Here is a 13,292-nt window from a genome sequence, read left to right as displayed (position 1 = left end):
CTATGCGACGCCAGCCTGACGGTTCAGCGGGCGCGCACGAAATGATGCTCTATCTTGGCACGCAATACGCCGTCGACGGCCGCGAGTTGTTCGCGCAGCCGCACCGCGCGCCTTTCGGTCATGTCGCCAAATACGATTTTCTGCTCGAGCACGTCGCCGCAGCGGGTCACCGCCCAACGGTCGACGACCACCTGTTCGCCGTCGAGCACGCCTGCGGCTGTCGAAACGACGCCGAGATCCAGACCGGACACGAGATGAACGGTATGCGTGAGCGTGAAGCCAGGAAGACAGTGCGAAAAGTCCTCACAGACCGAGGACGAAGCGGCGGGGATATCTTGACGCATAGTGACTCCGGATGAAGGTTGATCGAACCGGTGCCAGCTACGCTGCTCCCGTTTCGTTGCCGTTAATCGGCCGCATCGCCTCGAGGGCTTCCACCTTGCCCGGGAGGGCAGGTTGGCGTCGGTCACTCCGACTCTGGATGCTTTGCTTCTTGTGTTCGATATTCCGAACGAGCTTTCATTATACCGGAAATAAGGTTCCGGGCAAGAAGCGCACCTCGAGCGCCCTCCTGCCCGGCCTTCCGGCCCCGCATGCTATCTCCTTGGGACGGCGCCTCGCGACTCGGTCGCCCTGAGGAAATCGAAGTCGGCGCCCTTGTCCGCCTGGGTCACGGTGTCGAGAAACAGCTTGTGATAACCGCGGGCCGCCGTGGGCACGGCAACCGCATTCGCCTGCGCCCGGCGCCGCAGTTCTTCGTCGTCCACGAGCAAGGCGATCTCGCGGTTGGCCACGCTCAAGCGGATGCGGTCGCCGTTACGCACATGCGCAAGCGGGCCGCCGATGGCGGCTTCCGGCGTAACGTGCAGCACGATCGTCCCGAATGCCGTGCCGCTCATCCGTCCGTCCGAAATCCGCACCATGTCTTTCACCCCGGCGCGCGCGAGTTTCTTCGGGATCGGAATATAGCCGGCCTCGGGCATGCCCGGCGCGCCTTTCGGACCAATCCGCTTGAGGACGATGATGTCGTCGGCGTGCACGTCGAGGTCGTCGGAGTCGATGCGGTTCGCCATATCGCCGGCGTCTTCGAACACGACCGCGCGGCCCTCGTGCTCCATCAGCGCCGCCGAAGCCGCCGATTGTTTGATGATCGCGCCGCCCGGGGCAAGGTTGCCGCGCAGGACGGCAAGCCCCCCTTGCGGATAAATGGGCGCGCTGAGTGGCTTCACCACGTCTTGCGCGAAACGCGGCCCGGCGCGCTCCATTTCCTCGCCCAGCGTGCGGCCCGTCACGGTCATGGCGTCGAGATGCAACAAGGGCTTCAGTTCATGAAGCAGTGTGGCCATGCCGCCAGCGCGATGAAAATCCTCCATGTAATGCTCGCCGGAAGGCTTCAGGTTCAGCAGCACCGGCGTTTCGCGGCCCATACGGTCCACCGCGTCCAGATCGATGTCGAAGCCGAGACGTCCGGCAATGGCGGCAAGATGCACGATGCCGTTCGTCGAACCGCCAATGGCCAGCAGCACCCGCAAGCCGTTCTCGATCGACTCGGCACTGAGCACCTGGTCGATCGAGAGCCGCCGCCTCGCCATCTCCACGGCCTGTGCGCCGGTCTGCTCGGCCACGCGCATGCGGTCCGACGTGACGGCCGGAGGTGAAGCGCCGCCCGGCATCGTCATGCCCATGGCTTCCGCCACACAAGCCATCGTGCTGGCCGTGCCCATGACAGCACAGGTGCCGACGCTCGGCACGAGGCGGTCGTTCACCTCGGCGATCTCCTCCGCCGTGACTTCGCCCGCGCGAAACTTGCCCCAATAGCGGCGGCAATCCGTGCACGCGCCAACGCGTTCACCGCGATGCGCGCCCGTCACCATGGACCCGGTAATGAGCTGAATGGCGGGAATGCCCGCCGATACGGCGCCCATCAGTTGCGCGGGCACCGTCTTGTCGCAGCCGCCGATGAGCACGACCGCGTCCATGGGCTGCGCGCGAATCATCTCCTCCGTATCCATCGACATGAGGTTTCGCATGAACATGCTCGTTGGCTGCGAAAAGCTCTCGTGGATTGAGATGGTCGGGAATTCCATCGGCAAGCCGCCCGCCAGCAGAATGCCGCGCTTGAGCGCCTCGAGCAGCTGAGGCACGTTGCCATGGCAAGGGTTGTACGCGCTGCCCGTATTGGTGATGCCGATGACAGGACGCTGCAGCGCGTCGTCGGTATATCCGGCGCCCTTGATGAAAGCCTTACGCAGGAATAGCGAGAAGCCTGTGTCGCCGTAGTGGGTCAGTCCGCCGCGCATGCCCTCGGGATCAGCGGAATCCTTTTCATTCGGTGAGTTCTTTTCGGACATAGCCACGAGCCTCGGGTCGGTTCAGATGGGTCAAAACGCGGGCAAAGCGCCGTCGCCGGTAAGCGTACTGCGAATCGTGCAACGCGCAAGGCGCGCAGTGCGCCCTTCGCGCACGATATTACAAATCACCTTCAATAGCAGATTGAACCGAATGCGCGCACACTCGGTCAGTCGAGGTACCGGATTTGCTTGCTGTGATCCTTTCGGCCCATTGAAGCGAAATCATGTCGACGAAACTGACCCAACCCGATCCTTCCAGCGAGCCTTCCCGCACGGCTCCCAGCGCGAAAGTGCCCGCGCATGCGCAGGGCGCACCGGTGGCCCCCGCCTCGCCTGCCGGCAAGCATCCTGCGCCGCCCTGCACGCTCGTGATCTTCGGCGCGGGCGGCGATCTGACCCAGCGCCTGTTGATGCCGGCGCTTTACAACCTCGCCGTCGACCGGCTGCTCGACGACGGCATGCGGATCATCGGCGTGAATCACGGCGAGCGCGAAACCCAGGCGTGGTCCGACGATCTGCACGCCGCGCTGCAAAAATTCGCCGCCGACAAGGCGAGCACCTTCCACGCCGGCAAGCTCGACGACAAGGCGTGGGACTGGGTCGCGCAGCGCCTCACCTATATGGCGGGAGAATTCGAGGACGACAGCGCCTATCAGCGGCTCGCGCAGCAACTGAACGGCAAGTCTCACGGCAACGCCGTGTTCTATCTCGCGGTGGGCGCGCGCTTCTTCAAGCCGATTATCGAGCGCCTCGGCAAGGCCGGTTTGCTCGACGAGGGCAACGACAGCAACGGCGCGTTCCGCCGCGTCGTGATCGAAAAGCCCTTCGGTGCCAATCTCGCTTCGGCGCGCGACCTCAACCAGCACGTGCTGAATTTCGCGCAAGAATCGCAGGTCTATCGCATCGACCATTTCCTCGGCAAGGACACGGTGCAGAGCATACTCGCGCTACGTTTCGCCAATGCGATGTTCGAGCCCGTGTGGCGGCGCGAGTACATCGACAGCGTGCAGATCACGGCTTCGGAAGTGATCGGCGTGGAGGGCCGCGGCAAGTTCTACGAGCAGACCGGCGCGTTTCGCGACATGGTGCCCAATCACCTCTTTCAGCTGCTCGGCATGGTCGCCATGGAGCCGCCCAATTCGTTCGACGCCGAAGCGGTGCGCAACAAGAAAGCCGAGATCTTCGAAGCGCTCAAGCCGCTCGCGCCCGACGACGTGGTGTTCGGACAATACGCAAAAGGCCCGGCGGGCGTGGGTTACCGCGACGAGCCGAACGTGGCGAAAGACAGCCGCACGGAAACCTATGCGGCCGCGCGCGTGCAGATCGACAATTGGCGCTGGGCGGGCGTGCCGTTTTATCTGCGTACCGGCAAACGGCTGGCCGCGCGACGCACGGAGATTTCCGTGCAGCTAAAGAGCGTGCCGTTTCTGCTCTTTCGCGACACACCGGTCGATGCGCTCACGCCCAACGTGCTGACACTGCGTATCGATCCGTCGCATGGCACGAGCTTCGACTTCAACGTGAAGACGCCGGGGCCGGTCGTGCAGATCGGCCCGGTGCATTCGTCGTTCGATTACGACGACTTCTTCGCGGAGCGCGCCAACGTCGGCTACGAAACGCTGCTTTACGATTGCATGCTCGGCGACCAGACGCTCTTTCAACGCGCCGACGCCATCGAAGCGGCATGGTCGGCGGTGGACGGCGTGTTGCATCCGGAACTCGACGCCGCGCTCCCCGTGTACGACTACGCGGCGGGCAGCGAGGGGCCGGCGCAAGCCGATGCGCTGCTCGCGCGCGACGGCCGCGCATGGCGCGCGCTCGAGCAGCCACAAACGAAAAAGAAGTGAACCAGAAAACCAAGGAGAACGTATGGCCAAAATCGAAAAAGCGGTCAAGAAAGGCGCGGTGAAAAGCACGGCAAGCGCGAAACGCGCCTCGCAGAAAATCGAAAATATTCTCGCCATCGACATAGGCGGAACGGGCCTGAAGGCCGCGATCGTCGGCGCAAACGGCACCATGCGCACGGAGCGCGTGCGCGTGGCGACGCCGCATCCGTGCCCGCCCGCCCTGCTGGTCGAAACGCTTGCGACGCTCGTCGACCCGCTCATCAAGCACTATCCCTCAACGCGCGTTTCGATCGGCTTTCCTGGTTTCGTGCGCAACAATCATGTGATTACGGCGCCGCATCTCGGGCTCGATGACTGGAACGACGTGCCGCTCGCGCAGATGCTCGGCGAGCGGCTCGGCATCGCTTCGGTGCGCATGATCAACGACGCGGAAATGCAGGGCCTTGCCGCCATCGAAGGGCACGGCCTCGAATTCGTGATGACGCTCGGCACCGGCGTGGGCACGGCCATGTTCCGCGACGGCGAATTGATGCCGCACCTCGAACTCGCGCATCACCCGGTCAGCAAGAAACGCGCGTACGACGAGTACATCGGCGACGCCGCACGCAAGAAGGCCGGCAACAAGCGCTGGAACGCGCGCGTCGAGAAGATCATCGGCATTCTCGACTCGCTCGTGCACTACGACAAGCTCTGGATAGGCGGCGGCAACGCGGCTCGCCTCACGTTTGAATTGCCGCCAAACGTGGCGACCGTACCGAACGATCGCGGCATCGAGGGCGGCGCACGGCTGTGGCACCCGCGTTCGGTGCGCGAAACACAGCCGCTGCCCGCGGCTACACAGCGCGCGGGCAAAGCCAGGTAACCCGCTCACACCGGGCCAGGCGCGCGCCGCTTCATTTGCGAGCGCGCCCGCCCCCATCGGCGAAGAGTTCGATCACGAGTTCGCGCAGCCAGCGGTTGCCTTCGTCGTGCTGCACGCGCGCGTGCCAGAGCAGATGAATGGGCGCCGCGGGCAGGTTCATGGGCAGCGCGCTCAGGCTCAATGAAAACGGCTTGGCGAGTTGCAGCGCAAGCCGCTCCGGCACCGTGGCGATCAGGTCGGTGCGTTCGAGGATATAGCCCACGCTCATGAAGTGCGGCACGGAAAGCCGCACCTGGCGCTTCACGCCGCGCCGTTTCAACCATTCATCGACCTGACCGTGCCCCGTGCCGGCCGAGACCACCACCAGATGCTCGGCCTCGCGCCACGCCGCGAGCGTGAGCGGCGCGTTCTCCAGCGGATGCCCGCGCCTGAAAAGGCACACATAGCGTTGATCGAAGAGGCGCCGCTGGTAGAAGCCGCCCTTGAGCTGCGGCAGCAAGCCAATGGCGAGATCGACGCGGCCTTCAGCCATTTCGTCGCTGAGATTGACGCCGGTATTGCGCACGGTATTGAGCGCGACGCCCGGCGCCGCACGCGAGAGGCGCTCCAGCAGCGCAGGCAGAAACACGACCTCGCCGATATCGGTCATGCCGATCGTCATGGTGCGCGTGGCGCGCAGCGGATCGAAGCCGGTCACGGGATTGAGCGCGCCATGCAGCGTGGCGAGCGCCTGCGCGACCGGGTCCGCAAGACGCAGCGCGAACGGCGTGGGCACCACGCCGCCCGGCCCGCGCACGAAGAGCGGATCGCCCAGCAGGCGGCGCAGCTTCGCGAGCGCGTTGCTCACGCCGGGCTGGCTCATGTTCATCTGCTCGGCCACGCTCGCCACGCGCCGCTCGCGCATGAGCCGGTGAAAGAGCAGCAGCAGGTTGAGGTCGATATCGCCGAGTTCCATTCATTCAATCCAGTGATGAAGCAGATTCACTCCATTTTATTGTGCAATGAGTTGCCGCTGCTGAGAATACGGACACGGTGTGCACGTGAAGAAGCCGCGCTAGCCGACCCCATAAATCTGAATATCGGAGACACAGTCATGAAACAGCGTGATCTGAAGATTGCGATTGTCGGCGCCGGCATTGGCGGCCTCACGCTTGCGCTCGCGCTGCGCGAGCACGGCATCGACGCACAACTTTTCGAGCAGACCGACGAACTGCGCGAAGTCGGCGCGGCCGTCGCGCTCTCGGCCAACGCCACGCGCTTTTACGAGCGCATGGGCCTGCGCCCGGCCTTCGAAAAAGTATGCGCGGAAGTGCCGGGACTCGTGTATCGCGACGGACGCAGCGGCGATGTGATCGGCCACCATCGCGGCGCGCCCGACTATCGCGGGCAATTCGGCGGCTCGTACTGGGGCGTGCATCGCGCCGACCTGCAGGCGGTGCTGTCGAGTGCGGTCGGGCTCGAGCACATCAAGCTCAGCCATCGGCTCGTCGATCTCGCGCAGCATGCCGATCGCGTGAGCCTGACGTTCGCGAACGGTGAGCGCGTGGACGCCGATCTCGTGATCGGCGCCGATGGCGCGCGCTCGATCACGCGGCGCTGGATGCTGGGCTACGACGATGCGCTGTATTCGGGCTGCTCGGGCTTTCGCGGCGTGGTGCCGGCCGGTCGCATGGACCTGCTGCCCGATCCCGAGACCATCCAGTTCTGGGTCGGGCCGGGCGGCCATCTGCTGCACTATCCGATTGGCGACAAAGGCGATCAGAACTTCCTGCTCGTGGAGCGCCACCCTTCGCCGTGGCCGTCGCGCGAGTGGGTCATGCCCGCCGAGGAAGGCGAGCAACTGCGCCTTTTCAAGGACTGGCACCCCGCCGTCGTGCAGATGATCACCGCCGTGCCGATCAGCCAGCGCTGGGGCCTCTTTCACCGTCCGCCGCTTGGCCGCTGGAGCAAGGGCCGCATCACGCTGATCGGCGACGCCGCGCATGCGCTCGTGCCGCACCACGGCCAGGGCGCGAACCAGTCGATCGAAGACGCCGTGGTACTGGCCGACCAGTTGGCGAAGGCGGGGCCCGGCAACTGGCGCGAGGCGCAGGAGGCCTACGAGCGCCTGCGCCGGGGCCGCACGCGCAAGGTGCAGTACGCTTCGATCACCACGGCGGACGTGCTGCATCTGCCCGATGGTCCCGCCGCCGAGGCGCGCAACGCCCGGCTCGGCTCGCGTGCAGGCGTGCTGAATCATCTGGACTGGATCCATGATTTCGACGCGCTGGCGCAGGAGCCGAACGACCGGCAGGGCGGCACCTGGCTTTGAGGCGGTGCGCAAGCTGCGCAGTTAATGATCCGTTAATCTCGGCGCACTAGAATCGCCGGTTTAAACTGACCATTTCCGCCCAAGGAGCGCCCATGCAACTCACCGCCGACTCGCGCTACGACCTCGTCGCGCGTCTCTTGCACTGGCTCGTCGTCGCACTCGTGGCGGCGCAGTTCGTGATCGGCTGGACCATGCCCGACGTGCACCGCGACACGCGCCCCGTTGGCGAGATCGCGTGGCATCTGGGCGTCGGCACGGCGCTCCTTGCCGCGATGGCCTGCCGTCTGGTCTGGCGCGCGACCCATCGTCCGCCGCCCGACGACCAGACGCCGTTCATGCGCGCCGTGGCGGCCCTCACCCATCTCGGCCTTTACGCCCTGCTGATTGCGGTGCCCGTGCTCGGTTGGATCAACGCGTCGTCGCGCGCGTGGGAAGTCACGCTGTTCGGCGCCATCCCCCTGCCTGCGCTCTCCACTGCGGGTTCGTCGTTCGGGCACGCCATGGGCGACGTTCACAGCGTGCTCGCATGGGTGCTGTTCGGGCTCATCTGCCTGCATGTGGCCGCGGCGCTCTTCCATCGTTTCGTGCTCAACGATCGCGTGCTGCAGCGCATGAAGCTTTAGCCCTGATTGGCCGTTCAGTGATGCCGCGGCGCATCCGGCTCGGTCACGAAGCCAACCTTCGCGAGTCCTGCGGCGCTTACGGCCGAGAGCAGCTTCGCGACTCGCTCATACGGCGTGGCGCGATCGGCCGAGAGCCGGATTTCCGGCTGCGGCGTGAGCCGCGCCGCGGCAGCGAGCCGCGCAGACAGCCCTGACTCCTCGACTGGCTGCGCGTTCCAGCTCATGTGGCCGAGCGCATCCACGACGATATCGACGTGCGGCGCGGCCAGATTCTCGCGCTGACTGCTCGCGTGCGGCAAAGCCAGCTTCGTGGCATGGTGCAGAACCGGCAATGTCACCATGAAGATGACGAGCAGCACGAGCATCACGTCGATCAGCGGCGTCATGTTGATGTCAGCCCCTGGCAGCGCTTCGTCGTCCAGGTCGCGGTCGTCGTTCATACCCGCTCCTTCAATGTTGCCGTCGGCATGGGCGCGCTACCCGTGAGCAACAGCGCGTGCAAGCCGTAAGCGAAGCGGTTGAGCTGCGCGGCGATATCGCGCGACACACGCGCGAGCGTGTGATAGCCAAGCACGGCCGGAATCGCCACGCACAGACCGAACGCCGTCATGACGAGCGCCTCGCCAACGGGCCCCGCGACATGTTCGAGACTGGCGTCGCCATTCGCGCCGAGGGCCAGCAGCGCATGGTAGATGCCCCACACCGTGCCCAGCAGGCCGACAAACGGCGCCGTGCTGCCAATCGATGCAAGCAGACCGAGTCCGCGCTGAAGACGCGCGGAACTGTCGCTCACGGAAGCCCTGAGACTGCGCAGCAGCCAGTCGCTCAAGTCGACGCGCCCCCGGTGTGTGGCGCCGCTCGCCTCGTGATGCGCCAGCGCGCGCTGGCCCGCGCTAGCCAACTCGAAGAACGGCGTGCCGGGGCGGCCCTCGATCTCATCGCCGGCCGAGCCGCTTTCCCAGAAGCTTCTTTGCGCGGCGCCTGCGTGGCGGCGCAGACGCGCGAACTCGAACGCCTTCAGTACGATCACCGACCATGACACGACCGACATCGCCGCGAGCAGCGCCGCGACGAAGCGCGTCATCGGATCGCCCTGAGCCCACAGGTGCGTGATTCCATAAGTTGGCATGAGGTCCTCCGTTTCATTCGCTGAGGGTGAACGCAAACGGCACGTCGGCGCGTGCCGGCGCCGGTTTGCCGTCCTCCACATACGGCTGGCAGCGGCTCGCGAGCGCCGCGGCGCGCGCCGCTTCGTCAAGCCTCGCGAAGCCGCTGGTCGTCGCTATGCGCGCGGCGACTACGTGGCCGTCCGCAGCGGTATCGAGTTCGATGACGGCGGTCCCCGCCTCTGCTCGGCGCAAGGACTGCGCGGGATAGTCGGGTTTCGTGAGCGCGCAATCGAGGTGGGCGACGTGGCGGGGCGCGTCGGCGACGGGCGCCTGGGCGGCCGGCGTGGGTTGCGGTTGCGGCGCGGCTATACGATCCGTTGGCATCGCGGCTTCGGGTGCGGTGTGTATCTCCGGTCGTACCGCTGGCGCTGGCGTCGTGCGGCTGACGTCTTGCGCATGCACTCGCGTCGCTACACGCGTTCGAGCAGGTGGCACAGCGACATTTCGGATTGCTTCATGAATTGACGGGCTCGGGAATGGCGTTGGCGCAGGCGCTTCGCTCTTTTGCGGCAACGACGGCATCGGCGCGATCAGCACCGCGTCTACGACCCTCATGCGCGCCCGCACGTCATGTGACACCGGCGCCTCCCACCGCACTATCGCAATCAGCACGGCATGCAGCGCAAGCACAGCCGCGACCACGCCCGCGATCGCGGCGCGCCGCCCAAACGTCGGGTGGGCGAACGCCATACTCTCGCCACGATCGAAGCGTGCAACGACCGACGTCATGTCGATTCTCCACTCAAAGCGCGAGCGAGTTCTGCTTGCTGCGGAACACGATTGGCCGCTCGTCGTCGCGCGTTGGCCGTCTTGCGATTTGCACGGCTCGCACGATGCGCTCGTGATGCGGCGACTTCGCACACACCGGGTCGGCCGCGGCGGCATCGCCAGTCAGCATGTAAGCCTGACAGCGGCAGCCGCCATGATCGGCGTGACGCTCGTCGCAACTGCGGCAGGGCTCGCGCATCCAGCCGTCGCCACGAAACGCGTTGAACGCTTCGCTCTCGTACCATATCTTTCGCAGAGGCACGTCGCGCACGTTCGGCAATACGAGGCCCGGCAGCGAACGCGCCGCGTGACAAGGCAAGGCTGCGCCGTCTGGCGCCACGCCGAGAAACACGCTCCCCCAGCCGCTCATGCATGCTTTGGGCCGTTGCTCGAAGTAGTCGGGCACAACGAACAGAATGCGACACCGCTCGCCAACGCGATCGCGATACCGGTTCACGGTCTCCTCGGCTTCGCGAAGCTGCTCGGCGGTGGGCATCAGTTGATCGCGGTTCAGCATGGCCCAGCCGTAGTACTGCGTGTTCGCAAGTTCCAGATAGTCGGCGCCCAGTTCGAGCGCCATGTCGATGATCTGTGCAATGTGCGGCAGGTTGAAACGATGCAGCACGCAGTTGAGCACCATGGGATAGCCATGCGCCTTCACGAGCCGCGCGACGTTGCGCTTGAGTTCGAACGTGCGCGTGTTCGTCAGAAAGTCGTTGAGTTCGCGCGTGGAATCCTGCATCGACACCTGAATATGATCGAGCCCGGCCGCCTTGAGCCGTTCGATGCGCTCGACGTTCAGGCCGATGCCGGACGTAATCAGGTTCGTATAGAAGCCAAGCTGCCGTGCATGCCCGACGAGCGTTTCCAGATCGTCGCGCAACAGCGGCTCGCCGCCGGAAAAGCCAATTTGTGCCGCGCCCAGTTCGCGCGCGGCGCTGATGGTCGCGCGCCATGCTTCGGTGTCGAGTTCTTCGCCATGCCGCGCGAAGTCCACCGGGTTGTAGCAGAACGCGCAATGCAACGGGCAGCGATAGGTCAACTCGGCGAGCAGCCAGAGCGGCTTGGGCAGGAGAGCGGTATCGGTCGTCATGTCAGTCGAGCCAGCCGCGCAGCCGCGCGTGATCGAGAAAGCGATAGACGTCCGGCGCCAGCTCGGAGGTGCTGAACAGGCGCTCCAGCTCGCCAATGATCTCGTCGAGTTCGTGCGCGCCGTCACAACGCGCGAGTATTTCACCCGCGCTCGAATTGAGCTGCACCATCCCTTCGGGATAGAGCAGCACATACGCGTCCTGGGCCGCCTCCCATTGCAAGCGGTACATGCCGCGCAAACGCGGGCGCAGCGGCACGCCGCTGCCTGCATCGGGCATTATCGGGTTCATAGGGGCCATGCCTTTTCGACCGCATCGAGGATCGACCAGAGAATATCGAGCTTGAACTGCAGGATCCCGACGGCACGCTGCTGTTCGGCGGCCGAGCGGAAATGGCTCAGCGTCACTTCGAGCCCGTGTTCGACATCGCGTTGCGCGAGCGGCACGCGGCTGCGGAAATACTGAAGGCCTTGCGGCTCGATCCACGGGTAATGCGACGGCCAGCCCGCGAGCCGGTCGAGGTGAATTTGCGGCGCGAACATCTCCGTGAGCGACGAGCACACCGCTTCCTGCCATGGCGCGCGCCGCGCGAAATTCACATACGCGTCGACTGCGAAGCGCACGCCTGGCAACACAAGCCGTTGCGACCACATCGTTTCGCGATCGACGCCAACGGCTTCGCCCAAGCGCACCCAGGCTTCAATGCCGCCTTCGTTCTCGCCTTGCCCGTCGTGGTCGATGAGACGCTGGATCCAGCGGCGACGCGTTGCGCGGTCGCCGCAGTTCGAAAGGATCGCCGCGTCCTTGAGCGGAATGTTGATCTGGTAATAAAAGCGGTTCGCGACCCACCCGCGAATTTGCGCGGGAGAGCAGCGCCCGCCGTTGAGCATGCGGTTGAATGGATGATGAATGTGATAGCGTGATTCGAGTGCACGCAGGCGCGCTTCGAATTCATTCGTAGTCCATGGTATTTCGCGCGTGTCCGGTAACATGACAGGTGCGTTCATCGTCATACCTCAAATTGCATGCCGTCGTGGGCCACGTCGATACCGTGTGCACGCAGTTGCGCGTGTTCGACGGAATGCGGGTCGAGAATCGGGTTCGTGTTGTTGATATGCGTAAGCACTTTGCGCGTGGCGCGCGGTAAGGTGTCGAGCCAGTCGATCATGCCAGGCCGGCCGCCGGCGCCGCGCTGCGCGAGATGACCCATGTCCGCAGCGTATTTCGTCGAGAAACCGAGGTCGATCATCTCGGTGGTGGTCCAAAACGTGCCGTCTACGAGCACAAGGTCGGCGCGGCGCATGGTGCCGAGTACATCGGTATTCACCTGTGCGAGACCCGGCGCGTAGAACGCCCGCGTGCCCGCTTCGATGTCCTCGATCAGGAGGGCCACGTTATCCCCCGGCGCGGATGCCTCGCGGCGAGGCGAATAAGGCGGCGGTTTGCTCTCCACGGGCATCGCGGTAAAGCGTAGCCCGGCGCAAGCAGCAATGGTGAACGGCTCGCCTGGCGCGACCGTATGCGCCTCTACGCCGCAGTAATGCCCAAGCAGCGGCACGAGCGGCAAGCCGCTCGACAGATCGTCGAGCACGGGCGCACACGCATAGAGTGGCAACGGCGACGTGCGTTCACGCAGCATCAGCAGGCCCGTGACATGGTCGATCTGCGCGTCGGTCAACACAACGGCCGCGATCGCGCTATCGCGCATTGCGCGCGCGGGTTGCAGGTCGGGATGCGCGCGCAACTGCGCGAGCAGATCCGGCGACGCGTTGACGAGCACCCAGTCCACGCCGTTGCCGCTCACCGTAATCGACGACTGCGTGCGCGGCAGCAGGTCTGCACCAGATTGCCTCGCACGGCGGCAGTTCGCGCAGTTGCAGTTCCATTGCGGCAGGCCGCCGCCCGCGCCTGAACCCAGTATTCTGATCTTCATGATCGTTCTCGCTGCGTGCCGCCCACTCGGCCTTCACGGCTGAGCGGACGGCACACTGCCGTGCGCTCAGCGGTTGGCGATATACATCGTGATTTCGAAGCCGAAACGCAGGTCGGTATAAGCGGGGGTCGTCCACTGCATGACATGTCTCCTTGTTTGAGATTGAGTCGCAATACCGCATCGAATGTGCGGCCAGTCTCTTCAAAGCAAGGGACATGCCGGTGCGAGCCAGCGCTCGTCCGATGCAGCCAATGCTGCACGCGTGGCGAAGGGTGTTGCGTTTCGGAACACGGGTGCTACAGGATGCAACACCCGTGGGACAGAGGACGAGAAAGGC

The 13,292-nt window shown here is 65.0% G+C and carries 15 protein-coding genes and 1 riboswitch; of the genes, 4 read left to right on the top strand and 11 right to left on the bottom strand.

Annotated features, from left to right (window positions below; all coding sequences use genetic code 11):
* Positions 1–23: 23 nt before the first annotated feature.
* Together U5A52_RS10950 and U5A52_RS10945 are read right to left on the bottom strand one after the other, a co-directional pair.
* Positions 24–344, bottom strand: a complete 321-nt coding sequence (locus tag U5A52_RS10950; RefSeq protein WP_321911909.1) for a hypothetical protein — start codon at positions 342–344, stop codon at positions 24–26.
* 42 nt (positions 345–386) lie between these two features.
* A riboswitch (SAM-I-IV-variant riboswitch) is annotated at positions 387–490 on the bottom strand.
* A 106-nt stretch (positions 491–596) separates the two neighbouring features.
* Positions 597–2,351, bottom strand: coding sequence for an IlvD/Edd family dehydratase (locus U5A52_RS10945; protein WP_321934762.1), 1,755 nt, complete (start codon positions 2,349–2,351; stop codon positions 597–599).
* Positions 2,352–2,575: 224 nt separating this feature from the next.
* On the opposite strand from U5A52_RS10945, the gene zwf reads away from it, so the two are divergent.
* Positions 2,576–4,198 carry a glucose-6-phosphate dehydrogenase gene (gene zwf, locus U5A52_RS10940; protein WP_321934761.1) on the top strand — a complete coding sequence of 541 codons (1,623 nt, stop codon included), beginning with the start codon at positions 2,576–2,578 and terminating at the stop codon, positions 4,196–4,198.
* Positions 4,199–4,220: 22 nt separating this feature from the next.
* Entirely contained in the window at positions 4,221–5,060 is an 840-nt protein-coding gene (locus tag U5A52_RS10935; protein WP_321934760.1) for an ROK family protein, read from the top strand.
* 31 nt (positions 5,061–5,091) lie between these two features.
* Here U5A52_RS10935 and U5A52_RS10930 read toward each other — a convergent pair whose 3' ends face one another.
* Complete coding sequence (locus U5A52_RS10930; RefSeq protein ID WP_321934759.1) at positions 5,092–6,015, bottom strand: LysR family transcriptional regulator; 924 nt, start codon at positions 6,013–6,015, stop codon at positions 5,092–5,094.
* A 138-nt stretch (positions 6,016–6,153) separates the two neighbouring features.
* Between U5A52_RS10930 and U5A52_RS10925 the strand changes: the two genes are divergently transcribed.
* The gene (locus U5A52_RS10925) at positions 6,154–7,371 is read left to right on the top strand and encodes an FAD-dependent monooxygenase (RefSeq protein WP_321911919.1); all 1,218 of its coding nucleotides are present in this window, start codon (positions 6,154–6,156) and stop codon (positions 7,369–7,371) included.
* Between the two features lie 92 nt (positions 7,372–7,463).
* Positions 7,464–7,994 carry a cytochrome b gene (locus U5A52_RS10920; protein ID WP_321911921.1) on the top strand — a complete coding sequence of 177 codons (531 nt, stop codon included), beginning with the start codon at positions 7,464–7,466 and terminating at the stop codon, positions 7,992–7,994.
* 14 nt (positions 7,995–8,008) lie between these two features.
* Here U5A52_RS10920 and U5A52_RS10915 read toward each other — a convergent pair whose 3' ends face one another.
* From U5A52_RS10915 to pqqA, 8 genes are all read right to left on the bottom strand, one after another.
* Positions 8,009–8,434, bottom strand: a complete 426-nt coding sequence (locus U5A52_RS10915) for a biopolymer transporter ExbD (protein ID WP_321934758.1) — start codon at positions 8,432–8,434, stop codon at positions 8,009–8,011.
* Positions 8,431–9,123: a MotA/TolQ/ExbB proton channel family protein gene (locus U5A52_RS10910; RefSeq protein WP_321934757.1), complete on the bottom strand. Its 693-nt coding sequence runs from the start codon at positions 9,121–9,123 to the stop codon at positions 8,431–8,433. Before U5A52_RS10910 ends, U5A52_RS10915 begins: the two co-directional genes overlap by 4 nt.
* 13 nt (positions 9,124–9,136) lie before the next feature.
* Positions 9,137–9,487, bottom strand: coding sequence for a TonB family protein (locus U5A52_RS10905; protein ID WP_321934756.1), 351 nt, complete (start codon positions 9,485–9,487; stop codon positions 9,137–9,139).
* Between the two features lie 418 nt (positions 9,488–9,905).
* Positions 9,906–11,024, bottom strand: a complete 1,119-nt coding sequence (pqqE, locus tag U5A52_RS10900) for a pyrroloquinoline quinone biosynthesis protein PqqE (protein WP_321934755.1) — start codon at positions 11,022–11,024, stop codon at positions 9,906–9,908.
* Between the two features lies 1 nt (position 11,025).
* The gene (gene pqqD, locus U5A52_RS10895; protein WP_321934754.1) at positions 11,026–11,313 is read right to left on the bottom strand and encodes a pyrroloquinoline quinone biosynthesis peptide chaperone PqqD; all 288 of its coding nucleotides are present in this window, start codon (positions 11,311–11,313) and stop codon (positions 11,026–11,028) included.
* Complete coding sequence (gene pqqC, locus U5A52_RS10890; RefSeq protein ID WP_321934753.1) at positions 11,310–12,029, bottom strand: pyrroloquinoline-quinone synthase PqqC; 720 nt, start codon at positions 12,027–12,029, stop codon at positions 11,310–11,312. The genes pqqD and pqqC overlap by 4 nt, the downstream gene beginning before the upstream one ends.
* 2 nt (positions 12,030–12,031) lie before the next feature.
* Positions 12,032–12,955, bottom strand: coding sequence for a pyrroloquinoline quinone biosynthesis protein PqqB (pqqB, locus tag U5A52_RS10885; RefSeq protein WP_321934752.1), 924 nt, complete (start codon positions 12,953–12,955; stop codon positions 12,032–12,034).
* 66 nt (positions 12,956–13,021) lie between these two features.
* Positions 13,022–13,096 carry a pyrroloquinoline quinone precursor peptide PqqA gene (gene pqqA, locus U5A52_RS10880; RefSeq protein ID WP_006410019.1) on the bottom strand — a complete coding sequence of 25 codons (75 nt, stop codon included), beginning with the start codon at positions 13,094–13,096 and terminating at the stop codon, positions 13,022–13,024.
* Positions 13,097–13,292 lie beyond the last annotated feature (196 nt).

Source organism: Paraburkholderia sp. J8-2, from assembly GCF_905220195.1.
Lineage (GTDB): Bacteria > Pseudomonadota > Gammaproteobacteria > Burkholderiales > Burkholderiaceae > Paraburkholderia.
Note: the sequence above shows the minus strand (reverse complement) of the source record. Positions and strands in the feature narration are given on the sequence as shown.